23 protein-coding genes and 1 pseudogene are annotated in these 24,016 nt (G+C 57.9%); 10 read left to right on the forward strand and 14 right to left on the reverse strand.

Annotated elements, in window-relative coordinates; all coding sequences use genetic code 11:
* Positions 1-27 precede the first annotated feature (27 nt).
* The gene (locus tag DS906_RS15055) at positions 28-795 is read right to left on the reverse strand and encodes a glycerophosphodiester phosphodiesterase family protein (protein WP_113790947.1); all 768 of its coding nucleotides are present in this window, start codon (positions 793-795) and stop codon (positions 28-30) included.
* The gene (locus DS906_RS15060) at positions 792-1,247 is read right to left on the reverse strand and encodes a RidA family protein (protein WP_058275010.1); all 456 of its coding nucleotides are present in this window, start codon (positions 1,245-1,247) and stop codon (positions 792-794) included. The genes DS906_RS15055 and DS906_RS15060 overlap by 4 nt, the downstream gene beginning before the upstream one ends.
* A gap of 291 nt (positions 1,248-1,538) precedes the next feature.
* Between DS906_RS15060 and DS906_RS15065 the strand changes: the two genes are divergently transcribed.
* Positions 1,539-2,366, forward strand: a complete 828-nt coding sequence (locus DS906_RS15065; RefSeq protein WP_113791221.1) for a VacJ family lipoprotein — start codon at positions 1,539-1,541, stop codon at positions 2,364-2,366.
* Entirely contained in the window at positions 2,356-2,955 is a 600-nt protein-coding gene (locus DS906_RS15070; protein WP_113790948.1) for a phospholipid-binding protein MlaC, read from the forward strand. Before DS906_RS15065 ends, DS906_RS15070 begins: the two co-directional genes overlap by 11 nt.
* Positions 2,956-3,026: 71 nt before the next feature.
* Here the strand turns inward: DS906_RS15070 and DS906_RS15075 are convergent, their stop codons facing one another.
* Genes DS906_RS15075 through DS906_RS15090 form a run of 4 tightly spaced genes read right to left on the reverse strand, consistent with a single transcriptional unit; the run spans position 3,027 to position 7,194 of the window.
* Positions 3,027-4,124: an ABC transporter ATP-binding protein gene (locus DS906_RS15075; protein WP_113790949.1), complete on the reverse strand. Its 1,098-nt coding sequence runs from the start codon at positions 4,122-4,124 to the stop codon at positions 3,027-3,029.
* Positions 4,125-4,127: 3 nt separating this feature from the next.
* On the reverse strand, positions 4,128-5,027 hold the full coding sequence (locus DS906_RS15080; RefSeq protein WP_113790950.1) for a carbohydrate ABC transporter permease: 900 nt from the start codon (positions 5,025-5,027) through the stop codon (positions 4,128-4,130).
* Complete coding sequence (locus DS906_RS15085) at positions 5,020-5,892, reverse strand: carbohydrate ABC transporter permease (protein ID WP_058275014.1); 873 nt, start codon at positions 5,890-5,892, stop codon at positions 5,020-5,022. The genes DS906_RS15080 and DS906_RS15085 overlap by 8 nt, the downstream gene beginning before the upstream one ends.
* A gap of 57 nt (positions 5,893-5,949) precedes the next feature.
* Positions 5,950-7,194: an ABC transporter substrate-binding protein gene (locus tag DS906_RS15090; protein ID WP_058279073.1), complete on the reverse strand. Its 1,245-nt coding sequence runs from the start codon at positions 7,192-7,194 to the stop codon at positions 5,950-5,952.
* 217 nt (positions 7,195-7,411) lie between these two features.
* Between DS906_RS15090 and DS906_RS15095 the strand changes: the two genes are divergently transcribed.
* Positions 7,412-8,143, forward strand: a complete 732-nt coding sequence (locus DS906_RS15095) for a response regulator transcription factor (RefSeq protein WP_113790951.1) — start codon at positions 7,412-7,414, stop codon at positions 8,141-8,143.
* Positions 8,140-9,582 carry a HAMP domain-containing sensor histidine kinase gene (locus DS906_RS15100; protein ID WP_113790952.1) on the forward strand — a complete coding sequence of 481 codons (1,443 nt, stop codon included), beginning with the start codon at positions 8,140-8,142 and terminating at the stop codon, positions 9,580-9,582. Before DS906_RS15095 ends, DS906_RS15100 begins: the two co-directional genes overlap by 4 nt.
* A 5-nt stretch (positions 9,583-9,587) precedes the next feature.
* Here the strand turns inward: DS906_RS15100 and DS906_RS15105 are convergent.
* From DS906_RS15105 to fliF, 4 genes and pseudogenes are all read right to left on the reverse strand, one after another.
* A pseudogene (locus tag DS906_RS15105) lies at positions 9,588-10,318 on the reverse strand (flagellar type III secretion system pore protein FliP).
* On the reverse strand, positions 10,318-10,605 hold the full coding sequence (locus DS906_RS15110; protein ID WP_113790953.1) for a FliM/FliN family flagellar motor C-terminal domain-containing protein: 288 nt from the start codon (positions 10,603-10,605) through the stop codon (positions 10,318-10,320). The pseudogene DS906_RS15105 and the gene DS906_RS15110 overlap by 1 nt, the downstream one beginning before the upstream one ends.
* On the reverse strand, positions 10,598-11,194 hold the full coding sequence (locus DS906_RS15115) for an ABC transporter ATP-binding protein (protein WP_113790954.1): 597 nt from the start codon (positions 11,192-11,194) through the stop codon (positions 10,598-10,600). Before DS906_RS15115 ends, DS906_RS15110 begins: the two co-directional genes overlap by 8 nt.
* Positions 11,194-12,783, reverse strand: coding sequence for a flagellar basal-body MS-ring/collar protein FliF (gene fliF / locus DS906_RS15120; RefSeq protein ID WP_113791222.1), 1,590 nt, complete (start codon positions 12,781-12,783; stop codon positions 11,194-11,196). Before fliF ends, DS906_RS15115 begins: the two co-directional genes overlap by 1 nt.
* 119 nt (positions 12,784-12,902) lie before the next feature.
* Between fliF and fliL the strand changes: the two genes are divergently transcribed.
* From fliL to DS906_RS15145, 5 genes are read left to right on the forward strand one after another with little or no spacing between them, the layout of a single operon-like run.
* Entirely contained in the window at positions 12,903-13,400 is a 498-nt protein-coding gene (gene fliL / locus DS906_RS15125; protein WP_113790955.1) for a flagellar basal body-associated protein FliL, read from the forward strand.
* Between the two features lie 9 nt (positions 13,401-13,409).
* Entirely contained in the window at positions 13,410-13,871 is a 462-nt protein-coding gene (locus tag DS906_RS15130) for a hypothetical protein (RefSeq protein ID WP_113790956.1), read from the forward strand.
* On the forward strand, positions 13,868-14,443 hold the full coding sequence (locus tag DS906_RS15135) for a MotE family protein (RefSeq protein WP_113790957.1): 576 nt from the start codon (positions 13,868-13,870) through the stop codon (positions 14,441-14,443). Before DS906_RS15130 ends, DS906_RS15135 begins: the two co-directional genes overlap by 4 nt.
* Positions 14,444-14,489: 46 nt before the next feature.
* Positions 14,490-15,359, forward strand: a complete 870-nt coding sequence (gene motA / locus DS906_RS15140) for a flagellar motor stator protein MotA (protein ID WP_113790958.1) — start codon at positions 14,490-14,492, stop codon at positions 15,357-15,359.
* Positions 15,356-17,494, forward strand: a complete 2,139-nt coding sequence (locus DS906_RS15145; protein WP_113790959.1) for a hypothetical protein — start codon at positions 15,356-15,358, stop codon at positions 17,492-17,494. Before motA ends, DS906_RS15145 begins: the two co-directional genes overlap by 4 nt.
* An 87-nt stretch (positions 17,495-17,581) precedes the next feature.
* Here the strand turns inward: DS906_RS15145 and DS906_RS15150 are convergent, their stop codons facing one another.
* The 3 genes from DS906_RS15150 to betB form a co-directional block, all read right to left on the reverse strand.
* Positions 17,582-18,925, reverse strand: a complete 1,344-nt coding sequence (locus tag DS906_RS15150) for an MmgE/PrpD family protein (RefSeq protein WP_113790960.1) — start codon at positions 18,923-18,925, stop codon at positions 17,582-17,584.
* Positions 18,922-21,366: an FAD-dependent oxidoreductase gene (locus tag DS906_RS15155; RefSeq protein WP_113791223.1), complete on the reverse strand. Its 2,445-nt coding sequence runs from the start codon at positions 21,364-21,366 to the stop codon at positions 18,922-18,924. Before DS906_RS15155 ends, DS906_RS15150 begins: the two co-directional genes overlap by 4 nt.
* Before the next feature lie 129 nt (positions 21,367-21,495).
* Positions 21,496-22,950: a betaine-aldehyde dehydrogenase gene (betB, locus tag DS906_RS15160; protein WP_113790961.1), complete on the reverse strand. Its 1,455-nt coding sequence runs from the start codon at positions 22,948-22,950 to the stop codon at positions 21,496-21,498.
* 164 nt (positions 22,951-23,114) lie between these two features.
* Here betB and DS906_RS15165 point away from each other — a divergent pair, with 164 nt between their 5' ends.
* Positions 23,115-23,444 carry a hypothetical protein gene (locus DS906_RS15165; protein ID WP_113790962.1) on the forward strand — a complete coding sequence of 110 codons (330 nt, stop codon included), beginning with the start codon at positions 23,115-23,117 and terminating at the stop codon, positions 23,442-23,444.
* A 7-nt stretch (positions 23,445-23,451) separates the two neighbouring features.
* Here the strand turns inward: DS906_RS15165 and DS906_RS15170 are convergent, their stop codons facing one another.
* The gene (locus tag DS906_RS15170; RefSeq protein ID WP_058275022.1) at positions 23,452-23,952 is read right to left on the reverse strand and encodes a potassium channel family protein; all 501 of its coding nucleotides are present in this window, start codon (positions 23,950-23,952) and stop codon (positions 23,452-23,454) included.
* Between the last annotated feature and the right edge of the window lie 64 nt (positions 23,953-24,016).

A 24,016-nucleotide genomic window follows, 5' to 3' on the forward strand; every position in this document is an offset into this window, starting at 1 on the left:
CTTTATCTGTGACGTCGCAGGGCTGGTTCAACCCGGTTGTGCAGCCAGATATCCTTCGAACGTCACATTGTCCGCAACTTCGCGGGCCTCTGCCTCTTGTTCAGGCGACCGCACAGTCCAGCACAGGATCGGTACACCGCGTGCCTTCAGTTCGGCCACGCGGGGGCGGTCAAGGTCTTCGACCTCATGGCTAATGAAACTGGCCCCTACACGGTCGAAATCCGGAATGTCGCGCAGGTGGTCACAAACACCCTGAGGTAAAAGCTCGACCTTGGGCTGGTACGATCCCGTCACGATGCCACGCGGCAGATGCGGTGCCAGCCGCGCCAGTTCAGCGACCGAGTTTGGGTTGAACGACATCAACGCCACCGGCCCATCGTAACCTGACAATGCACGCACCGCTTCTTGTTCCAGCGGGCCCACGGATGTGCCCATCGCGCCGTCCTGATCTTTGAATTCGATCAGCAGCGGTACTTTGCCTGACACGATTTGTAGCACCTCATCCAGCGTCGGGATACCATCGTCGGCGTGCAACAGCGTGGTGCCTGACGCCTGAACCGACGTGATCTGCTGGATCGGACCGGACTGCCCGGTCAGGCGGGTCATGTCATAGTCATGAAACACCATGGCCCGGTTGTCCGAGGTCCGTTGCAGATCAATCTCAATCCCATACCCGGCGTCCACGGCGGCGCGAATGGCCGCCCGGCTGTTTTCCGGGCGGTTGTCCTGTTTGTCGTGCAGCGCACGATGCGCCAGCGGGACTTGAAGGAATACGTCAGGCAGTGCGGGCGTCATTGAACTTCGAAGATACCTTCGATCTCAACCGCGACGCCCAAGGGCAGTGCCGCCGCACTGACGGCCGAACGCGAATGGCGACCTGCATCGCCCAGCGCTTCGACCAAAAAGTCCGACGCGCCGTTGATGACCTGCGGCTGCGCAGTGAAATCTGCGGTCGAGTTCACGAACCCGGTCAGCTTGATGACGCGCACCAACTTTTCGATATCGCCACCGCAGGCCGCTTTGACCTGCGCCAGAAGGTTGATCGCACATACCTTAGCCGCAGCAGCGCCTGCTTCGACTTCCATGTTGTCGCCCAGCTTGCCAGTGATCAGATCATCCGCCTTCGAGATCTGCCCCGAGACATAGACGATATTGCCCACGCGCACGAAGGGCACGTAGTTGGCCGCCGGCGCAGGAGCGTCCGGTAGGTTGACACCCAGGCTTTCCAGTTTCGCCGCGATGCTCATGAGGTCTCCTCCCAAATTTGAGTCGGGGCGAAGCTAACCGGGAAGGCAGGGATCGAAAAGTGCGAAAACGGCGATGTGACCTACGCCGGCTGTGGGCGTAACTTTTCTTATTCTGAACTGTTGAACCTGTGTCACTTTACGTTGGCCTATTCGGCAGGTTAAACGCTATCTGTTTCATATTGGTGGCGAAACGCCTATGTGACTTTGGGTAGGCCGGGCACAACGGCCAAAGAGAGTATTGATTAAGTGTTCGGGCACGGACTGTCCGAACGTTTTGGAGTGGCAAAGACCGTGTTGAGCAGAATCAGCCTAAAACCCCTGATCGTTGTGTCCGTATTGGCAGTTCTCAGCGCTTGCACCACACGCCCTCCGGAGGGTGTTCAGCAAGGTGAAGCATTTGATCCGTACGAAAGCAACAACCGGGGCATCCACAAGTTTAACCTTGGCGTCGACCGGTTTCTGTTTCGCCCGGCCTCAAAAGGGTACGTAAAGATCGTCCCCGACCCGATGGTGACCAGCTTCAACCATTTTGCCGAAAACCTGACGATGCCGGGCCAAGCCGTGGACTACCTGCTTCAAGGCAACCTCAAGCAGTCAGGCAACGCATTGCTGCAGTTTGTGATCAACACGACCGTTGGTGGCCTGGGGTTGTCAGCCCCGGCCGACGAGCTGAACCTTCCGCCTGTGGATACCGATTTCGGTGAAACGCTGCACGTCTGGGGTTTCGGCGAGGGCGCATATGTCGAGCTGCCCCTCTACGGCCCGTCAACGCAGCGGGACTCGATTGGCGTTATCGTCAACCTGTTCTCGAACCCGATCAACTTCTCTCCGGTCCGTCCGGTCGACAATATCGGCGTCTATGCCGAGGTCGTGCGCCGGATGGGTGATCGGGGGCGTTTTTCGGACACGGTCGACTCGATCCTATATGAAAGCGCCGACAGTTATGCGCAGGCGCGGACCATTTACCTACAAAATCGCCGCTTTGAACTGGCGAGAGACGACGAAGAAACCTATCTGGGTCTCTATGACGACCCTTATGCAGACAACGGGACCGACCCTGTCAGAGATCCGTACCTAGACCCATACGAGGACCCCTATGAGGACCCCTATGCCGAGTAACCATATGAACCGGCGCGGTTTTGTCGCCACTGGCCTTGCCGGCCTGGCACTGACCGCCCTGCCCTTTTCCGCCTTTGCCCAGACTGAAGCCAGCGCCAAGGCTCTGGTCGTCAGTGTCGTGGATGACATCAACCGCATTATCGCGTCGGGCAAATCCGAAAAGGCGATGATCCGCGATTTCGAAAAGGTCTTTGTGCAATATGCCGATGTGCCGATCATGGCACGTTATGTGCTGGGGGCGGACGCCCGTTCGGCCAGCCCGTCGCAGTTGAAGCAGTTCACCAGAGCCTTTCAGGGCTATATCTCGAACAAATATGGCCGACGTTTCCGCGAATTCATTGGTGGGCAAGTCACCGTCCGGAAGGCCCGGAAAATCAAGGCCGGTTACGAGGTACGCACCTCGGTTAAGCTGCAGGGTTCGTCCCCGTTCGAGGTGACATTCCTGGTGTCGGACAAATCGGGCCGCGACAAGTTCTTCAACATGTTCATCGAAGGGGTGAATATGCTGCTGACCGAACGGACCGAGGTCGGCGCGATGCTGGACGCCCGCGGTGGGGACCTGAACCGTCTGATCAAGGACTTGAGCTAGAACAAGATCAGCTGACTCGGTTCAAACGCAAAGAAACGCCGCGCGAACTCAATCGCGCGGCGTTTTTTCTTTTAATTCAAGCGCTCGCCGGTTTCCTTGGCGAAGTACGATACTTTGCTCATATCAAACGCCAAGTTCAGCATCTTGCCTGCCTGCGCGCTGGTTTCGGCATGTAACCTTGCGGTCACCTGCTTGCCGCCCAGTTCTGATACGACATAGGTGTCGGCCCCTGCAGGTTCGACCATATCGACCATGCACGCCGCTTCCTGCACGCCATCGCCCGCACGGAACCCGGCCTCGGCGATATCCTCGGGGCGCAAACCCAGGATCACATCCTCGGGCAACGCCAGATCGCGCGCATCGTTCAGAACCAGCGTTTCGCCGGCTTCACGCGAGATGACGATCTGTGTACCCGATCCGTGTTTTGTGACCTGCGCAGGGATCAGATTCATTGCCGGCGAGCCCATGAAATCGGCGACAAACAGATTGGCCGGGTTGTTATAAATCTCGGCTGGGCTGCCGATCTGCTGCACGATACCGCCCTTCAAGACCACGATTTTGGTGGCCAGCGTCATCGCCTCAATCTGATCGTGGGTCACGTAGACGATGGAAGCGTCCAAAGTCTGGTGCAGCTTCTTGATCTCGGTCCGCATCTCAACCCGAAGCTTGGCATCGAGGTTCGACAGCGGTTCATCAAACAGGAATAGCTTGGGATCGCGCACCAGTGCCCGGCCCATCGCCACACGCTGACGCTGACCACCGGATAGCTGGCTGGGACGACGGTTCAGCAGCGGTTCGATTTGCAAAAGCGAGGCCACATCGTTCAGTTTGGCCTCCTGCGTTGCCTGATCGACCCCGCGCACCTTCATGCCGAAGGTGATGTTCTTGGCCACGCTCATCGTCGGATACAAAGCGTAGGATTGGAACACCATCGCGATGTCGCGGTCCTTGGGGCTGACATGGGTCATGTCTTTGCCACCAATCGCCAGCGTCCCGTCGGTGATTTCCTCCAACCCCGCAATACAGTTCAGCAGCGTGGATTTACCGCAGCCCGAGGGGCCGACCAGCACCAGGAAATCGCCCGGTTCGATTGAGATGTTGATGTCTTTCAGAATCTCGGTTGCACCGTAATTCTTGTAGAGTTTGTTGATATCAAGGATGGGAGCCATGGGTTATCCCTTCACAGAGCCAGCGGTCAGGCCGCGGATGAAATACTTACCGGCAACGACATAGACAAGCAGCGTCGGCAGCCCCGCGATGATCGCGGCGGCCATGTCGACGTTGTACTCTTTGACGCCGGTGGTGGAGTTTACGATGTTGTTGAGTGCCACGGTCACGGGTTGCGTGCCCGCCTGGCTGAACGACACGCCGAACAGGAAGTCGTTCCATATCTGCGTGAACTGCCAGATCACGGTCACCACGATGATCGGCAGTGACAGCGGCATAAAGATCGACCAGAAAATCCGCAGAAAACCTGCCCCATCGACCCGGGCCGCCTTGGTCAGCTCGGACGGAATGGTAACATAGTAGTTGCGGAAAAACAGCGTGGTGAAGCCCAGCCCGTAGATCACGTGGACAAAGATCAGGCCCGGAATGGTTCCGGCGATCCCCATCATGCCCAGCAGGCGTGCCATTGGCAGCAGAACAACCTGGAACGGGATGAAGCAACCAAACAGCATCAGCGAGAAGATGATATTGGCCCCTTTAAACCGCCATTGGGCGACGACATAGCCGTTCAGCGCACCTATCAGGGTCGACAAAAACACCGCAGGCACCGCGATCAGGACCGAGTTCCAGAAGTAAGGCCGCAGACCTTCACATTGGATACCGGTACAAGCGCCTGACCACGCGGTTTTCCAGGCGTCAAAGCTGACTTCTCGGGGCAGCGAGATCAGGGACCCGGTGCGGATTTCCTCAAGGCTTTTCAACGATGTGGTTAACATCACGAACAGCGGCATCAGGTAGTACAGCGCGAACAGGCCCAGCAGGACGTAAAGCAGCCAACGAAGGGCAATCTTGCCGGTGGCGCTCTGCGTGCGGGTTTGGGTTTGGGGCATCGACAGATCAGTCATTTTTCGCCCTCAACTCTGAATAAAGATATGGAACCACGATGGCAAAGACGACGAGCATCATGATCATCGCAGACGACGCCGCCTGACCGATATCGCCGCGCGAAAACGCCATGGCATACATGTATGTGGCTGGCAGATCAGTCGCATAGCCCGGACCACCACCTGTCAACGCGATGACAAGGTCAAAGCTCTTGATCGCAAGGTGGGCCAGCACGATGAAGGCCGACAGGAAGATCGGTGCCATCGACGGGATGATAATCGCCGTATAGATGCGCCATGTGGGGATACCATCGACCTGCGCGGCCTTGATGATCTCACCATCTACCGACCGAAGCCCGGCCAAAAACAGCGCCATCACAAAGCCCGAGCTCTGCCAGATCGCGGCAATCACGATCGTGTAGATAGCGTAATCGGGGTTTACCAGCCAATCGAATTCGAAATTCGGAAAGCCCCAGCCCTGCACCATGGATTCAATGCCTAACCCTGGGTTCAGGATCCACTTCCACGCGGTGCCGGTCACGATCATCGACAGTGCCATCGGGTACAGGTAGATGGTGCGAATGACCCCTTCGACGCGGATCTTTTGATCCAGCAGGATGGCCAGCAACAGCCCCAGCACCATCGCGATCACGATGAACAGCGCGCCAAAGATATACAGGTTGTTGATTGCCGTATCCCAGCGAGGGGAATCGAACAGGCGTTCATACTGAATGAAACCATGGATCTCGTATTTCGGCAGTAGTTTCGATCGGGTCAGCGACACCCATGCGGTCCATCCGATAAATCCGTAGACAAAAATCAATACGGCGATGAACGACGGTGCCAGCACCACCTTGGGCAGGTGGTTTTCCAGCCATTCGGACATTTTTTCCTCCGGGGAAAAGTGCTCTGCCCCTCAGTATAAGGGGCAGAGCGTTTTGGATCAGTAGCTGTTGGCCACCGCGTCCGCCAGTTGCTGAACCGCGTCAGCCGAGGACATATCCGAGTTGAAATGTGCGGTCACAACATCCGTGATCGCACCTGACTGCGACCCGCGCAGCGCCATGCCATGGGCGTAAGACGGCAGCAGCGAACCACCTGCCGAAGTCGTGCCCATGTCTTCTGCCGAGATTTTCGCGCAGATATCAAAGGCATCCAGCGCCACGTCAGTTCGTGCAGGGATCGAACCCTTGTTCAGGTTGAACACTTCCTGGAAGTTCGGTGCGACGATCAGTTTGGCCAGCAGTTCCTGGCCGGCGCGGTTGTCGTCACCTTCCACTTCAAACATGGCAAAGCTGTCGACGTTGTACAGATAACCGTCGCCGGGGGTCGAGGCGCACAGGAAATCTTCTCCGGGTTTTTTACCAGCGGCCAAGAATTCACCTTTGGCCCAGTCACCCATGATCTGGAATGCGGCCTCGCCATTCATCACCATGGCGGTGGCCAGGTTCCAGTCGCGACCCGAGAAGTTCTCGTCAACATAACCACGCATGGTACGCATCTGGTCAAAGACCTGTACCATTGTGTCCGACGTCAACGCTTCGGGGTCGAGATCAACCAGCGCTTTCTGGTAGAATTCTGGTCCACCAATACCCATGACAACCGCCTCAAACACGGTCGCGTCCTGCCAGGCCTGGCCACCGTGGGCCAGCGGGATCACACCAGCGGCCTGCAGTTTTTCGGCTGCTGCGTTGAACTCATCCCATGTGGTGGGCATTTCGATGTCGTTTGCCGCCAGAACATCAGCATTCGCCCAGATCCAGTCGATGCGGTGCACGTTCACGGGTGCAGCGCACCAAGTGCCTTCGCACATCATATGGCCCGCGATCGACGCAGGCAGGACATCCGCCCAGCCTTCGGCCTCGGCAACGTTCGAAATGTCGGCCAGAACGCCTTCTTCGTACCATTCCTGAATGGCAGGGCCTTTCAGCTGAACGGCGGTCGGCGCATTACCGGAGAGAACCCGGGCACGCAGCGCGGTCATTGCCGCATCACCGCCGCCTCCCGCGACGGGCATGTCGGTCCAGGTGCCGCCGTTCGAGGCGAATTCTTCCTGCAGAACGGCAACCGACTTGGCCTCGCCACCCGAGGTCCACCAGTGCAGTACTTCCGCCTGCGGCTCGGCCACAACGGACGATCCGGCCACAACGGCCAAAGTCGAAACAGTGGCAAATGCAAAACGCTTCATTTCTTGTCTCCTCCCTGAGAACTCAGTGACTGCCAAAGCAGCGATGGCGCTATTACTGTGGTCTGATCGCCGTCTGACAAAGCAGAATTCACGCTAAAGCACAGAAACGGCCCAAATTTTCACCACTTCTGTTACAGCGTGTTACGTTGGCATTGAATCTGTTTCCATTCGTTACAATGGACGATGACAGAGGGAAAAGATCGGGAGGAAAGACAGAGTGAGCATTCCGCGGCTTCTGGTGGTGGATGACGACCCTGAGATGCGGTCGATGATGACGCAGCTATTGCAGCAAAACAGCTTCATCGCCCTACCCGCCAGTTCCGAGCGGGAAATCCGGGCGCACCTGTCCAATGGCCGGATCGATCTGATTTTGTTGGACGTCATGCTGGGGGACGAGAACGGGATTGATATCTGCGCCCGGTTGCGGCGCGAACAAGACGTCCCGATCATTCTGGTCTCTGCCCTGTCTGCCGACCATCAGCGCATGGCAGGGTACGAAGTTGGGGCAGACGACTACATCGCCAAACCCTTCAACCCTCAGCTGATGCTGGCCCGTATAAGGGCAGTGATGCAGCGCGCTCGGCGGTCGTCTTCGCTGGCGTATCGCCGCAGAACCCGCACGTTCCGCTTTGACGGCTGGGTCTTTGACGGAAAGCGTGATGATTTGCATTCGCCAGAAGGCTATTTGGTCGCGTTGTCACAGCGGGAAACCGCCCTGCTCAAGGTCTTGCTGGCCAATCCACATATTCCGCTGACGCGCGATGAAATAGTGACGGCGCTGGATGTCACGGGGGACAGCGACAAGTCCGAAGCACAGGGCCGCGCCATCGACATGCTGGTCGGTCGCCTGCGGTCCAAGATCGAGACCAACCCGAAAGATCCACAAATGCTGCGCACGGAACGCGGGGTCGGGTATATCTTTGCCGCCGACATTTCGGTCGAAGAATGACACTGCGCCTGCGCAATCTGGGGTGGCTTTGGACCCTTTCAGCCTTTGCCACCGGTTTGCTGTCTGCAGGGTTATGGTTCGCTTCGGCGCGCGCCTGGAACGACTACCTGCTGCAATCTTTTGTGGCGGGGTTCACCGTCTACGAAGAGTTGCGAACAGGCATGGCCCCCTCCGAGGGGTTGTCGATAACGCCCTTGCCGCCCCAGGATACCGCCCTTGCCGAAAATGGTGAGTTTCAGCGGTTGCCCGGGTTTTCCAACCGCCGCTTCGTCACCAACCTTTCGATCCTGACCGACAGTTCCTCACCGCTAAGCGGGCGTGAATTAACCGTGGCGATCCTGTCCGACCGGTTGGTTTATCCGGTTTCGGACATTGTGTCAGGCAGTGATCAGACTGGGCCTGAAAAGATGGGAAACCTGACCCGGTTGCTGGCGACATATTGCAGCGAACCAATCCTGATTGCGAAATTTGGACGCGAGGCCTGGCATCAGGTCGACGGGACCCCGATCTGGGGCTGTCAGGCGGCCCCAATGGATTTACGTCTGCCCGCAATTCTTATGGGGATCGTCGCAATGGCGGTCATCTTGTCCGCAGTCAGTAACGTCTCGGATACCTTCACCCGGTTTGCCCGCGCGTTGCGCGAACGGCAGCGCCTTGGTGGGCCGGAAAGCTATGAAGCAGATGGCCCAGATGAACTGCGCGATATCGTCTCGGCGGTGAACGCCCATCTTGAGGCCGAGCGCGCGCAGCTTGAAAAGCGGGCGACTGTCCTGTCCGGTGTCAGCCACGATCTGGGTACCCCTGCGACCCGCGTGCGCCTGCGTGCCGCCCTGATCCCTGACGATGAACTACGCGAAAAGCTCGAGGCGGATGTGGATCAGATGACGGGCATGATCGAAAGTGTCCTGACCTATACGCGATCCGAACTGGATGTTGAGGAACCGCGCCAGATTTCTCTGACCTCTTTGGTCGAGGCTCTGGTCGCCGATTATCAGGATATGGACCTGCCCGTGACACTAAAAAAGACCGACCCCGTCGCGGTCGATGGGGTTACATCAGTTTTCATGTCCCGGCGCGGACACGGGCAGCTGACCGAAACACGCCGCGTTCTGGTCATGGCGCGACCCATATCGCTTAGGCGTGCGCTTACCAATTTGATCGACAACGCGTTGAAATATGGTCGACACGCCGAAGTACAGTTGGCGACCGATGCGATCACCGCGACGATCACGGTCGAAGATAAGGGCACCGATCTGTCCGTGGAGGACATCGAAAACCTGATGGCCCCATTTCGTCGTGGGTCCAACACCGGATCTTCTGACGGCTATGGTTTGGGCCTGACAATTGCCGCCACCGTGGCCGAACAGCATGGCGGAGAAATGCGCTTTGAAGCTGGCGACTGCGGCCTGCGCGCCTGCCTGCAAATCGCCCGGCAGTAAAAAAACTAGGTGGTATAGCTGCGCACAAGAGCGCTGGCGATCAGTGACCACCCATCGGCGATGACGAAAAACGCCAGTTTGAACGGCAAGGACACTGTGGCAGGCGGAACCATCATCATGCCCATCGACATCAGCACCGCTGCAACTACAAGGTCGATGATCAGAAATGGCAGAAAGACCAGAAACCCGATCTGAAAAGCGCGCGCAATTTCGGAAGCATGAAGGACGGCATCAGGATGGACAGCGGCGCTTCGGGCGACAGCGTTGTGGCATCACCACCGGGGCGCAGGGCGGCCATGGCGTGAAACGTATCAGGGTCCAATCGCGCAGCCATGAAACCGCGAAACGGCTGTAATGCACGCTCTAATGCAGGCTCGGCCTCCATCGTTTCATCGACCAACGGCCGAATTCCTGTTGTCCAGGCTTCGGAAAAGACCGGCTCCATGATGAAGTAAGTCAGAAACAGCGCCAGACTGACAATCAGCATATTGGGAGGAGATTGCTGCAACCCGATACCCTGGCGCAGGATCGCCAAGACAGTGATCAGAAACGGAAAACAGGTGATCATGATCGCCAACCCCGGAGCCAGGCTGAGCACGGTGATCAACAGGATCAACTGAATCGTTCGCGCAGAAATTGAACCGTCCTCGCCCAGCGAAACAGACAACTCCTGCGCCATGGCCAGAGACGGGGTCAGCACCGCAAACGCGACCGCCAGAATAAGAAATCGGCGCATCAGCCGATCCCGTTTTGCAGGTCCGCGATTTCGGTCAGACGCACAGCCAGTTGACCGGCCTGCTCGCCCTCCATCTCCTCTAGCAGACCGCGTGCGACAAGCTGGTCGCCGACATACAGGTCAACCGGATCCTCGATGCGTTTGTCCAGCATCAGCACGGCGTTTTCCCCCATGTTCAGCAGATCCCGGATCAAAGGGCGCGCCCGGCCAACCGATACGGAGACTTCAATCGGAACGGCCTCGAACGGGTTGGGCTTCTCGGATTTCGGGGTTTGCGGATCACTCATTGGTCACTGCCTCTTTTGCCTGAAAAACATACGCCTGAAAGGCCTGATCGACCGCAGCAAGCAAGCCGCTGCAATCCACTTCGCGCTGGGAAATCCCGACCTTGAGCCGCGCTTGCCCTGCCTCAAGCGACGGGTCTTCGATCACCTGCACAGGCGATGACAGATCGACTGGGATCAGGTCACCCACCTCGTTCACACGACCTGAGGGTACGAAGATTTGCATGGGCTGTCCGATCTGCCCGCGCGCCATGTCGGTGAGCTGCTCGACAAGCCGAACGGCAAACCCACTGCCCAGCATTTCGGGCAAAACCAGCTGTGTCAGGCTCTGAAACATTGGTTCCAGCGACAGGGCCATCCGGTTAACCGCCTCATGGTAGGTAAAAGACATATCTTCGAGAGATTTGGCCAATTCGGCCGAAACCTGCCCCCGGCTAAGCTCCTGCGCCTGGACCGCGTCTTCCCAGCCAGCGCTATAGCCTTGCTCGAACGAGGCCAGCCTTTGTTCCTCTAACGCGTCCTCATCCAGTACGTGCAGCGGTCCGCCGCCGGCCTGTAAAGTGAAATCCTCAAGAAGATGGGCAATCGACATCACACACGCTCCTCACCTTCTTCCAGCCAGCTGCGCAGAATTTCGACCGTTTCTTCCTGCTTGTCGCCGATCATCGCCCTGAGCCGATCCACCGGGTCCGCCCCGGCATCGGTCGCAAGCGCCGGAACGTTCTCTGTGGGCACCTGCCCCGGCAAGGTGGTGAATTGCCCGCCCTCTTCCGTCGCAATTTCGCCGGTCAGGTATGCGTTAGGTTCCTGAGCCGTACCTGCGGGCAACAGCGCCGGAGCAGTTGCCGGTTGAGTCAGTATGGGGCGGATGACAAACACCCCAAGTACCAGAGAAACCAGCGCCAACACGGCCATCTGAATCAGCGACATCGCGTCGAAATGCACCTTCTGCCACAGTGAGGCGCTTGCGAGACTGCCCTGTGGTTCGACCGCCGGCAGATCCAGCGATTTCCGCGTAATAACGTCGCCCCGCTCGGCATCGTAGCCCACTGCCGAGGCCACAAGCTCTTGCAGTGCATCCATCTCGGTCTGCGGCATCGGCGTGAATGTTTCACTGCCGTTTGCGTCCACGGATCGCGTTCCGTTTACCAGAACAGCCACCGTCAGTCGCTTGATCGCGCCGGGACCGTTGTGAACCTCAAGCTCGGTTTCGGAAACCTCGTAGTTGACCCGCTCTCGGGTCTGGGTTGCGTTCGAATTGGATTCGTCTCCGCCCGCGCCATCGCCATCGGGCAGGTTTGACGCAACCGTCACATCCCCGGATTGGTTGCGGGCACTGTCCGAACGCTCTTCGACATCGGTGCTGATTGCCACGCGGCCATTGGGATCGAAACGCCGTTCGCGGATTGATTCTGTCTTGGTAACCGTATCGACACTCACCTCGACGACAGCATTTCCAGCTCCGACTCTGGCCTCGACCAGACGCAGAACCCGCTCGCGCAGCTGGCGCGATTTATCGCCAGCGGTATCTGCGGACACCGGGTTGTCCTGTGCCCCGATCACTGCGCCATTCGAATCGATGACGGTGACGTTCTCGGGCGCCAATCCGCTGACTGCGGACGACACCAGGAAACGGATCGCCTTTGCCTGATCCGACGTGATGTCCGTGCCCGACGCGACCAGATAGACCGACGCGGTTGGTGCAACACTGCGCTGGAACGGATTGGCTGATCCATTGGCAATATGCACTCGCGCCTGGCTGATATGGGGGCTGCCGACGATGGTTCTGGCCAACTCTCCTTCTTTGGCGCGCCAATAGGCGGCGTCGAACATCTGCGACGTTGTGCCAAACCCGCTGAGTGAATCCAGCAGCTCGTAGCCCTGGTTTCCGGTTGCCGGCAGACCTTCGCTGGCCAGCGTCAAGCGCAGCTCATCCCGTTGTGATCCCGGCACATAGATGGAGCCGCCGCGAATCTCATACTGCACACCACGCTGATCCAATGAACGGACGATATCCCCCGCAGCGCCGCTTTCTAATCCGGCGTAAAGCAGGGTCATCGACGGCGTTGTCACCAGACGCGACATCGCAAGGATCCCCAGGAACACCAGCACGACAGCACCCGCGACAATGATTTGTTTACGCCTGTCCAAACTTGCCCAGACAGTTCCGATCTGCTGCACGATCACCTCCGACTCGCCGACATTCTGTGCGACGCATCCCTTGTTTGGACGATTGCCCTTAACAATCGGTTAGTCCCTGTCGGGTTATGACGATTGCAGATTGTAGGAATGAGGACGTCATGACCGACGCGACTGCAGAACAGGCAGAAGTCCCAGAAAAATCTGGGAAAAAGGGAATGATATTAGGCGCGATTCTGGCGATAGCCGGTGCTGCGGGCGGGTATTTCCTGACCACCTCAGGCTTGTTGTCGGTGGGCGGAATACCCGTCGTGCAAAACGCCGAAGAAACAGAGAAAAGCAAGCCTGCCAATGCTCTGCCAAAGGTTGGATTCGTTGACCTTGCCCCAGTCGTCGTCTCGGTAAACACCAGCGATTCGCGACATCTGAAGTTTCATGCCCAGCTCGAGGTGAATGCGCCGTACATGGCGGATGTGGAAAAGATGAAACCGCGAATCATGGACGTTCTGAACGGATATCTGCGCGCGATCGAGGTATCGGATCTTGAGGATTCGCTCGCGCTCATGCGCATCCGCGGACACCTGATGCGGCGTATCGAAATCGTCGTCGGTGAAGGCCGTGTGCGCGACGTTCTCGTCATGGAATTCGTACTGAACTAGGAGGCGAAGTTGGAGCTGATTGCAGATATTTTGCTGGTGGCAGGTGCCTTGGGTGCGGGTCTTTATTGTTTCGTCCTGTCCCGGCGGTTGAAACGCTTTACCGACCTTGAAAGAGGCGTCGGTGGTGCCGTGAGCGTGCTGTCATCGCAAGCGGAAGAGTTGAAACGGTCGCTGGATTCAGCGCGCGACGCCTCGGATCAATCTGGCGTCGCGCTGAAGAAATTGACCGAGCGCGCCGAAACAGTGGCGCAGCGGCTTGAGCTGATGATGGCCTCGATGCATGACGTAGTGCCGGACGATGAAGAGGTGACCGAGACCCCTACACCAGAGCCTGAGCCGGTTGCTTCCGAAGAACGGTCCCAAGCCACCTCAGTGCCCGTCATTGAAGAAGACGCGCCAGCCGAGACGCAGGTCAAACGTCCGGGTGGGTTGATGTTCCTGCGCCACAGCCGCAGCGAGGCCACGACATGAGGCGGAAGCGGGTGGAAAACCGCCCCAAGGGCGGCGTTCTTGCAGTGATCGCGATGCTTATGATCGGTTCCGCCGCGATCAGAATAGGATTGGAGGCCGGCCCCGCGCTGGCTAAAGGATCCGATCCCGCCCCATCGCTGGCGAGGAACAGCCAACCCAAACAGCCCGGTGCGCAAGAATTGTTGACTGAATTGCTACGCCGCGAAGACGCGCTCAAGAAACGAGAGGCCGCTTTGGAAGACAAGGAAAAGGCGCTGGATATCGCGGATCAGGCGATTGAAACGCGCTTGGCTGCCTTGCAGGAGGCAGAAGAGTCGCTGCGACAAACACTGGCCTTCGCCGAAAAAGCCGCCGAGACCGATCTGACGCGCCTGACGGATGTGTATCAGAGTATGAAGCCCAAGGACGCAGCCGCCCTGTTCGAAACCATGGATCCCGGCTTTGCGGCTGGCTTTCTGTCGCGGATGCCGCCTGACGCAGCAGCAGGTGTTCTGGCCGGTCTCAGCCCCGAATCCGCCTATACGATCAGTGTGATCATGGCCGGTCGCAATGCTGCGGCTCCGCAGGAGTAGCGCACATGTTTTTTACCCCCGCATCTGACATTGCAGGAGACCGCCCATGATCGGAATCATCGGAATCGTCGTCATTTTCGCCATGGTGTTTGGTGGCTATCTTGCCGCCGGTGGCAAGATGACGATCATTTTGAAATCGCTCCCGTTCGAGATGATGATGATCGGCGGCGCCGCCGTTGGCGCATTCATGATCAGCAACGACTTGAGCGCTGTCAAACATACGATCAAGGACATGGGTAAAGTGTTCAAGGGTCCGAAATGGAAACCCGAAGATTACCGTGATCTGCTGTGCCTTTTGTTTTCTCTGATCCGCATTGCCAAGGCCAACCCGGTCGAAGTGGAACAGCATATCGAAGACCCCGAGAACTCGACCCTATTCTCGGCCTATCCGAAGATTCAAAAGGACAAGGAAGCTGTCGATCTGATCTGCGACACCATGCGATCCGCGTCGATGAATTACGACGATCCACATCAAGTTGAAGAAGTGCTGGAAAAACGGATGGAGACCAATTTTCACCACGCCATGCATTCCAGCCACGCGCTGCAAACCGTCGCCGATGGTTTGCCCGCACTTGGGATCGTGGCCGCCGTTTTGGGCGTAATCAAGACGATGGGGTCCATCGACCAGCCGCCCGAAGTACTGGGCAAACTGATCGGTGGCGCTTTGGTCGGGACATTCCTGGGCGTGTTTCTAGCCTATGGTCTGGTGGGCCCGTTCGCTGGCAAGCTGAAAACGGTGGTCGAAGAGGACAACCATTTTTATCAGCTGATCAAAGAGGTTCTGGTCGCCAATATGCACAACCACAACGCAGCCATGTGCATTGAAGTTGGCCGCCAGAACACGCCGACGCATAACCGCCCCGGGTTCTCGGAGCTGGAAGATGCGCTGAAGGAACTCAAACAGGCAGCGGCATGATCCGGATAGTTTTTCTTGCTTTGGCACTTGCCGCAGCGACAACGCAGGTACAGGCGCAGGATGTGCAGGTGCGCTCGGGCGAACATGACGGGTATACGCGGCTGGTCGCCCAGATTCCAACTGGCACTAAATGGGTGCTGTCGCACAAGAAAAATGGTGCGCGTCTGAAAATCGAACTGGAAAAGGTAAACTTCGACACAGCAGCCGTGTTCCGGCGTCTAACGCAAAACCGTTTGGCCGCGATCTCTCAGTCCGAACCGGGCGCGACACTTGATATGCAATTTGGCTGCGACTGTGTTGCCAATGCCTTTCTGTTCAAGGGCACGATGATCGTGGTGGATATTGCACCTGGCTCCGCGCTGCCCCCAATCAGCGCTGATATACCGTCGCCTGTTTTGCCCAAAGCGCCCAAAGAGAAAGACCCGTTGGTCACGCAAAATCTGCAGAGTCTCGAATTGCCGCTGCTAAGCCTGAACGCACAGCGCTTTGAAGAACAGCTCTCTACCCTGCTGCTGCGCGGTTCTGACCGGGAAGTCGTTGATTTGAGGCTTTCTCCGGTCGGACCAAGGCCGTCGGCCCCCAAGAACGATCCCTTTAGTCCCTCAGACCTTAATGCGAATATTCATGTGACATCCGTTCTGGACGGCTTGAATGAACTTTTAGGGCCATCCTTGCCGCAGCTTGAACAACGCCCACGCTGCATCTCAAGCGCTGAGCTTGGGTTTGACCGTTGGTCTGGGGCAACTCCCTTTCCGGAACAGGTGGCTTCGTTGCGCGCCGCCTTGTTCAAAGAATTTGATCATCTCGACGAAGAAGAAACGCTGAAGCTGGCGCAGCTGTACGCCTATTCCGGGTTCGGCGCAGAGGCTATTCGGACGCTTGAATTGCTTGGGCGGCATGCGCCGGACACAGATCGGGTTGCCGCCATAGCCCGGTATCTTGATGGCGCACAGCCGTCCCATCCGAACCCATTTACCAGTCTTCAGCGGTGTGAAAGCGACGCCGCGCTTTGGGCTCTTTTGATCGAAGCAGAGCTGCAGGAAGAGGCCCGGTTGCAATCGATCGAACAGTCATTTGCGCGCTTGCCCGACCATCTGCGCCGTCACGTTGGGCCGACATTGGCGGAAATTCTGACAGATGCCGGGAAACTTGAACCAGCAAGGCGCGTGTTGCGCGCAGTCGACCGCGTTGCGACTGAGGACAGCGCCGATACGTCCCAAGCCAAGGCTAAAGTCGCGGTTGCCGAAGGCGACGGCCCGAAGTCAGAAGCATTGTTGAACGAGGTCATCGCCGCGTCGGGTGCAGAGTTGGAGGCACCGCTTGCGCTTGCGCGACTGGTCGACAAGCGATGGTTGGAACGTGGGGCAATATCTCCGCAAGAGCTTGATCTTGCGGCCTCTTACGTCACGGAGTTTCGCCGTTCTGAAATCGGGCCGCGCATGATGCAAACACAGGTCGTCGCTTTGAGCCTAAGCCACGAATTCGACAAGGCGATGGATCTTCTGAGCGCCCAAGATACACAGGCCATTGCCGCCGAAACGTTGAACCGCGTCGCCCAGATCCTGACCGAACGCGCCGGCGACGCGACATTTCTAAGACGGGTCATGACCCTGACGCCCGAGCAGAAACTGGCGCTATTCACAGACACAAGCTTGGCGATGGCCGAGCGTTTGGTCACCCTTGGTTTTGCGGACGCGGCGCTGGAACTGGCCAGTCGGCCACAGGACAAGGCCCGGCGCGCAGAAAGGGCACGGTTACGCGCGCGCGCTGCCTTACTGCAACGCCGACCTCATCAAGCGATGTTGGAGCTGGCCGACGATCCATCAGACGCGGCCCAGCTATTGCGAGGGCAAGCATTGCAGATGACGGATGATTACGTGGCAGCTGGTCAGCTTTTGCGTGCTGTGGGAGGGGATGAAAAAGCCGATCGGTTCTTTTGGTTGGCCGATCATCCGGAAACAGTAGAGCACGAACGCGACACAAAGTTCCTCGCAGTTCAGCAAAAAACGCGGCTCCTGTCCGTGCCGCCAACACGGATGCAGGACAAACCCTTAGCTGACGCGAAAGGCTTGTTGGATGACAGCGCGAAAACACGCCAGTACATTCTGGAGTTGCTTGCGAAGGTGGACCAATAGCGGATCACGTCGGCGTCACCTGCATTCATGGTTGATCTTTCATTAGGTGCCCGCTGAGCGTCGGCCTGCAGTCCGCACCGGCCGCTTTTACGGATCAAAGACCAACGGCATCAGGTCCGCCAATCTGGATGTGGGCTCGACCCAACCCAATATGGCTGCGCGGATCGCGTCCGCGCGGTCTGAACCGACGACTGGTGCGGCAAATTCGGTATACTTGGCGATCACGTCGTCCTTGCTGAGTGGTGCCTCGGGCCCTCCGCGCGCGTGAATGTCGCCGGATTCGAACACACGCCCATCGGTCGATTTCAAGGTGACATCGGCCCACCGCCCCTGTGGGAAGCGTGCACTGTGGCGCGTATCTTCCAGAACGTGAATTCGCGGCACCAACTCTGCCACCACTGGATCAGACAGACCCACACCCGAGATATACTCGACCCCGATCCGACCATGGATCGCCTGAACCGCCACAGCAAAAGGCAGAGAATATTGGGCCTGAGACGTGGTATCAGGCATCCCTGCGTACAAGCAGGCCGCTTCTTGAAAACTGTTGATATGGATGGATCGGATCTGGTCGTAGGCTAGGTCATTCTCCATCATTACTGCCCGAACGCCGTCAATGGCCGCATGGGCCCAGCGACATATCGGATAGGGTTTCACATACTGATGTTCGACCTGCCAGAACTGACCCAAGTCATCCCAGAACAACGCGACATCGGCATCTTCGATTGTGATGGCCGGGGCACCCGTGAAACCACGTTCAGCCAGGATCGCAGATGATACGCCAACCATCGCGCCCCAACCCGATCCGTCATGCAGCATCGTCGGATTTGCAATCTCGCGCATCATCTGACTTCGAGGGCCGTGGTATTCCGCGATTCCCAACGCTTGTCGAAACTGACTGGGCGAGTGCCCACGCATGCGCGCGGCCATGGCCACCACACCCAGTGCGTTCCACGCGCCGGACGTGTGATAATCGCTGACCGATGCGTGCAGCGACAAACCCGCACGTCCTGCGATTTCGTATCCCGTGACAACGGCAGCCAGGGCTTCGGGACCTGAGAAATCAGGGCAATGCACCCCAAGTGAAACCAACGCGGGCAGGACGACGACACCGATATGCCCTTTGGTCGGGTTGTAGCCGTCATGCCCGTCCAAATTGTCGGTTTGTGTGGCTGCTGCGTAGGCAGCGCCCGCCATGCTGACGGGGCGGCCGTCAAACATCATCGGAACGCTGAATGCCGCATCATTGCTTGCATAGAGCAGCGCGGCAGTATCGCGGGCGATCACGCCGGCCTCCATCGGGCCGGAGGCGATCAGGATGCCCATTGTGTCCAGCATCATCAGGGCGGCGGCTTCTTTCGCGCTGTCGGGCATCTCCTGCGCTGAAAGGTTCAGGGCAAAATCCGTGACCCGATCAAGAGTGCCGGTCATTTGGCTGCCTCCATCACCTTGGGTTGGACATCGCGCAGCCGGAGACCCGACGGATCAAAGGGCGGTTCGGCCAAAACTCTGGCTTTATGCGGTTTGCCGAGGATGAATATGTCCACAGTATCCCCCGGCTGTACGACTGTCGGATCTGCATAGCCGATGGCCAGGGACTTGCCGACTGAATAGCCATAGGCGCCTGAGGTCACACGTCCGACCGGTGCGCCATCTGGTGTAAAGATAGGTTCGCCACCGGACGCGTCGGCATCCGTCACCTCGACCTCAAAAATTGACAGAACCTCGCGTGCGGCGTTGTCCTTAACCTGCACATAGGCGTCTTTGTGCAGGAAGTCCTTGTCCAGCTTGATCAGACCTGCCAGCCCGACTTCCTGCGGCCAGTATTCCTGAGAATACTCGCGGCCCCAAGAGCCATAGCCCTTCTCGATCCGCAGTGAGCCCAGCGCGCGGCCGCCCACCGGACCACCGTCGCACTCCTTCGCAGCCTCAAGAAGCCCTGAATAGAGCCTGATCTGATCTTCTTCTGCGCAGTGCAACTCCCACCCCAGATCTCCGGTAAAGCTGACGCGGATGGCAAGGCAGGTGACGCCCGCCACCTCGATCGTTTGTGAGCGCATAAAACGGAACGCTTCGTTTGACAGGTCGGCATTTGTCAGTCGTTGCAACAGGTCACGCGACTTGGGACCCGCTACATTGAAACCCGCGATGCGATCCGTGGCCACTTCGAATGTTGTGCCTTCGGGCAGGTCGACCATGTTGAAGAACCGCTGATGATAACGCTCGGCCATGCCCGAGCCGATCATCATGAATTCTTCATCTGCCACTTTGGTGATGGTGAAATCCCCGGCAACGCCGCCCCGGACCGAGATTAGCGGGGTCAGACAGGACCGCCCGATTTCGGTCGGCACCCTATTCGCGACCAAACGGTCCAGCCAGTCATAAGCGTCCGGGCCGTCAATCACGTAGTTGGCAAAGTTTGAGATGTCGATCACGCCAACGTTTTCGCGCAGCATTCTGACCTCGCGCCCAACCGGATCCCACCAGTTCTGGCGGGTGAACCCGTTTGTCTCGGTGGTGCCGGGTTGATCCGCAAACCAAAGCGGGTGTTCCCAGCCGCAGTTCAGACCAAAGACGCAGCCCATGTCCTTTTGCATCTCATATGCCGGGCGCACGCGGGCCGGGCGGCCGGCGCTGCGTTCCTCGTTCGGGAAATGGATGGCAAAACGGTGGGTATACTGATCCTCGACCCGCGCCTTGGTGAATTTCTTGTCCGCCCAGTCGCCATATCGGGCCAGATCCCAGGCGAACATGTCGTATTGAGGCTCACCCTCGATCATCCACTGCGCCGCCAGCAACCCCAGCCCGCCCGATTGCGAGAAACCGGGGATCAGGCCCCCACAGAGGAAATAGTTCTTCAATTCGGGCACCGGACCCCAAAGGGCGGAACTGTCCGGGGACCAGATCATAGGCCCGTTGATTACCCGTTTCACGCCAGCCGTCGCCGCCGCGGGCACACGTTCGGTTGCGCGGATCACGTTCTCCATGATCCGGTCCAGATCGTCGGGGAACAGATCATGGGCGAAGTCCAGCGGCGTGCCCTCTTCGGCCCAGAACTTCATGTCCTTTTCATAGGCCCCGATCAGCAGGCCGTTGCCTTCCTGTCGGAAGTAGTACTCGCCGTCCCGATCGGCAATCGACGGTAAACGGCGACCCAGGTTGGCAACCTCATCAATGGAATCGGTTACGAAATATTGGTGTTCGGTCGGTTGCAGCGGCAGGGTCAGACCGGCCAGCGCCGCAACTTCGCGACCCCAAAGACCTGCTGCATTGACAACCCATTGCGTATGGATGTCGCCCTTTTCGGTACGCACGATCCACGACCCATCTGGCTGCTGATTAGTGCCTAACACAGGGCAAAAGCGCTCAATCGTTGCGCCCATTGCCCGCGCACCTGCGGCATATGCGTGCGGCACGCCTGAGGGATCCACGTTGCCGCCTTCGGGTTCAAACATAATGCAGCGGATATCGTCGAACCGCGCCAGCGGGTGAAGTTCCATCGCCTGTTCGCGGCTGACCTCGTAGAAATTCAGGCCATAGAACCGAGCCTTGGCCTCTTGCAAACGCAACTGGTGTTCGCGGTTTTCAGTCTGGGCCAGATAGAGGGAACCGGGCTGGAACACTCCGCAGCTCTGGCCCGTTTCCTGCTCCAGCTCTTTATACAGGTTCATAGTGTAATGCTGGATGCGGGTGATGTTGTTGTTGTCATGCAACCCGTGGATATTGGCCGCCGCGTGCCAGGTTGATCCGCTGGTCAGTTCATCCCGTTCAAGCAGGACAACGTCCCGCCAACCTAGCTTGGCCAAATGGTACAGGATTGAACAGCCAGCCAATCCTCCGCCGATGACTACGGCCTGTGCATGCGTTTTCATGAACTTGATCTCCCACCGACGGAACCGAAAACGGCACCCTTTGGAGGAAGTCAGCCACATGTCTTATGTGGCTTATGCTCTGTTCCCGACGCGAAATGTCGGGAACAGAGCTTGAATGGCCGGTTTTGATTAGTAAGGCGCTTCGACGTCGTTCATCGAAACATAGACCGTCTTCATCTCGCTGAAGTGGTTGATCGCCAGTTTCGAGTTCTCGCGCCCAACGCCCGACATTTTAGACCCGCCAAACGGCGCCTCGACCGGAGCCAAATTATAGGTATTGATATAGCAGGTGCCCGCCTCGAACCCGGCCACGATGCGGTGCGCGCGGGTCAGGTCGTTGGTGAACACACCGGCGGCTAGGCCGAATTCGGTATCATTGGCGCGGGCCATCACCTCTTCTTCGGTATCAAAATTCAGCACAGACATGACCGGGCCAAAGATTTCTTCGCGCGCGATGGCCATATCGTCCGTCACATCCGCAAACACAGTGGGCTGCATGTAGAAGCCGTCACCGTCGATCCGCTCACCGCCAAATACCAGACGTGCACCTTCGGCCTTGCCCTTTTCGACATAGCTCAGCGCGATGTTCATCTGGTTTTCGCTGACCATGGGGCCAAAGTTGACGCCCTCATCCAGCGGATCACCGATTTTCGCAGTGGCCAGACGTTCAGAGAGGCGCTTGAGGAATGCCTCTTTGACGCCTTTCTGCACAAAGACACGAGTGCCGTTCGAACAGACCTGACCCGAGGAATAGAAGTTGCCCAGGATCGCACCCGAAACAGCGTTTTCGATATCGGCGTCGTCGAACACGATCATCGGGGACTTGCCGCCCAGTTCCATCGTCACATGCTTCATGCCGTCGGCGGCCGCGGCATAGACCTTGCGGCCGGTCGGAACGGAGCCAGTCAGCGAAACCTTGGCCACGCGCGGATCGGTCACAAGCGATGCGCCAACATCGCCATAGCCCTGAACCACGTTATAGACGCCCTTGGGCGCGCCCGCCTCGATCAGGATCTCGGCAACCTGCAACGCCGACAGGGGCGTGGTCTCGGACGGTTTGAAGACCATCGTGTTGCCGCAGGCCAGCGCAGGGGCGCCTTTCCAGCATGCGATCTGGGTCGGGTAGTTCCATGCGCCGATACCGACGCAAACGCCCAGCGCCTCGCGGATGGTGTAGACAAAGTCTCCGCCGCCCAGCGGGATATGTTCACCCGTCAATGACGCAGCCAGCCCCCCGAAGTACTCCAGCGCATCCGCACCCGATGTGGCGTCTGCCACCAGTGTTTCCTGCAAGGGTTTACCGGTGTCGTGGGTTTCGAGGATCGAAAGCGCGCGATTGCGGTCGCGCATGATGTCAGATGCCCGTCTCAGGATGCGCCCACGCTCGGTCCCGGACATTGCCGCCCACTCTGCCTGAGCGGTTTTGGCGCTTGTTAGAGCCTGATCTACAATATCCGGCGTGGCAGAGTGCAGCCGGGCGATGATTTCACCGGTGGCCGGGTAGATCACGTCGATAGAGGTGCCGTTGGTATCTTCGACATATGCGCCGTTGATGAAATGGCTCGCTTTGGGCTGAAACTTCATGCCGATTTCCTTCTCAGAAGTTCTTTCTTTCGCGTTTATATTTTATTGATTGACCAGTCAATAAAAGCAGTTCACGGCGGACTCCCGCTGATGTGAATCGGCGACCTCTTGAATAAAAAGCTTAATGTTCCATTTATGTTCTACATAGTCAGAGGAACAATCCGATGTCTTACCACGGCAGAAACCTGGCCCTGAATGGCCCGTCGAACGATTATCATTTGTTGCCTGTCACCGACCAACAAATGCGATATGCCCGAGCAATTGCCCAGCAGTCAGCCTTGGAAATCCCAGTCGAGGCACAGCAGGACCGCAGGTCGATGTCGGCCTGGATATCGGCGCACAAACCAATCGACCCTTCGCCCTTCGCGAACTATCCAACCGGGAAACAGGTTGCATTTGCCGAACGCATTTCCCGCAGCAAGCGCAGGCCTATCCCGTCCGAGTGTTTCCGCGATAAACAGATGATGTCCCGCTGGATTGATCAGAACAAATAATGGCCGTCTAATGTTTATGGTGGCGGGTATATAGCGCAACCGTAGCAGCAACAAACATACCCAAGAGGATGTAGCCGGTAACAGCCTCAGCGACGGCCAGTCCGCGACACAAGCCTGTTGGGATCATGTCGCCATATCCCACAGTGGTGAAGGTGACGTATGAAAAATACAGGAAATCGGCTGGGGCATCTGCACCGACAACGCAATTGTCGGCGTAGCCGAATGCGCCATACGCCGCCGCGAACAAGAACGGCACGACCTGAATGAATGACACACCCATCAGAAACAAGCGTCGATGCGGCAGCTTCACCTGTGTCATGTAGTACCAAGATTGCGATGCGACCCAAACCACCAGGCAGACCGACACAATAGTACCAATGGTTTCCCCTGCGGCCGCCTCACTCAGGCGCGACAGACCATACCACGCGAAAAAACTGGCAATAACCAGTCCGACCGCTGCGATAAGCGTCGATTTCCACTCTTCCAGGGTTGTAGGTTCACGGTGCATAAAACCTCCGATGGCCTAGGTTTTTCCGCGATCATCAGGGTTCCGGCCTGTACCCGCAACCTTA

Origin of the sequence: Ruegeria sp. A3M17 (assembly GCF_003318255.1) — a bacterium.
GTDB lineage: Bacteria > Pseudomonadota > Alphaproteobacteria > Rhodobacterales > Rhodobacteraceae > Ruegeria.

What these genes read in the sequence shown, in the direction of transcription:
- DS906_RS15070 (WP_113790948.1), top strand. Translation starts at nt 2,356, where the DNA reads ATGCCGAGTAACCATATGAACCGGCGCGGTTTTGTCGCCACTGGCCTT.
- DS906_RS15080 (WP_113790950.1), bottom strand. Translation starts at nt 5,027, where the DNA reads ATGACTGATCTGTCGATGCCCCAAACCCAAACCCGCACGCAGAGCGCC.
- DS906_RS15055 (WP_113790947.1), bottom strand. Translation starts at nt 795, where the DNA reads ATGACGCCCGCACTGCCTGACGTATTCCTTCAAGTCCCGCTGGCGCAT.
- DS906_RS15150 (WP_113790960.1), bottom strand. Translation starts at nt 18,925, where the DNA reads ATGACCGGCACTCTTGATCGGGTCACGGATTTTGCCCTGAACCTTTCA.
- DS906_RS15060 (WP_058275010.1), bottom strand. Translation starts at nt 1,247, where the DNA reads ATGAGCATCGCGGCGAAACTGGAAAGCCTGGGTGTCAACCTACCGGAC.
- DS906_RS15170 (WP_058275022.1), bottom strand. Translation starts at nt 23,952, where the DNA reads ATGCACCGTGAACCTACAACCCTGGAAGAGTGGAAATCGACGCTTATC.
- betB (WP_113790961.1), bottom strand. Translation starts at nt 22,950, where the DNA reads ATGAAGTTTCAGCCCAAAGCGAGCCATTTCATCAACGGCGCATATGTC.
- DS906_RS15085 (WP_058275014.1), bottom strand. Translation starts at nt 5,892, where the DNA reads ATGTCCGAATGGCTGGAAAACCACCTGCCCAAGGTGGTGCTGGCACCG.
- motA (WP_113790958.1), top strand. Translation starts at nt 14,490, where the DNA reads ATGATCGGAATCATCGGAATCGTCGTCATTTTCGCCATGGTGTTTGGT.
- fliL (WP_113790955.1), top strand. Translation starts at nt 12,903, where the DNA reads ATGACCGACGCGACTGCAGAACAGGCAGAAGTCCCAGAAAAATCTGGG.
- DS906_RS15110 (WP_113790953.1), bottom strand. Translation starts at nt 10,605, where the DNA reads ATGAGTGATCCGCAAACCCCGAAATCCGAGAAGCCCAACCCGTTCGAG.
- DS906_RS15135 (WP_113790957.1), top strand. Translation starts at nt 13,868, where the DNA reads ATGAGGCGGAAGCGGGTGGAAAACCGCCCCAAGGGCGGCGTTCTTGCA.
- DS906_RS15075 (WP_113790949.1), bottom strand. Translation starts at nt 4,124, where the DNA reads ATGGCTCCCATCCTTGATATCAACAAACTCTACAAGAATTACGGTGCA.
- DS906_RS15165 (WP_113790962.1), top strand. Translation starts at nt 23,115, where the DNA reads ATGTCTTACCACGGCAGAAACCTGGCCCTGAATGGCCCGTCGAACGAT.
- DS906_RS15115 (WP_113790954.1), bottom strand. Translation starts at nt 11,194, where the DNA reads ATGTCGATTGCCCATCTTCTTGAGGATTTCACTTTACAGGCCGGCGGC.
- DS906_RS15145 (WP_113790959.1), top strand. Translation starts at nt 15,356, where the DNA reads ATGATCCGGATAGTTTTTCTTGCTTTGGCACTTGCCGCAGCGACAACG.
- DS906_RS15100 (WP_113790952.1), top strand. Translation starts at nt 8,140, where the DNA reads ATGACACTGCGCCTGCGCAATCTGGGGTGGCTTTGGACCCTTTCAGCC.
- DS906_RS15155 (WP_113791223.1), bottom strand. Translation starts at nt 21,366, where the DNA reads ATGAAAACGCATGCACAGGCCGTAGTCATCGGCGGAGGATTGGCTGGC.
- DS906_RS15090 (WP_058279073.1), bottom strand. Translation starts at nt 7,194, where the DNA reads ATGAAGCGTTTTGCATTTGCCACTGTTTCGACTTTGGCCGTTGTGGCC.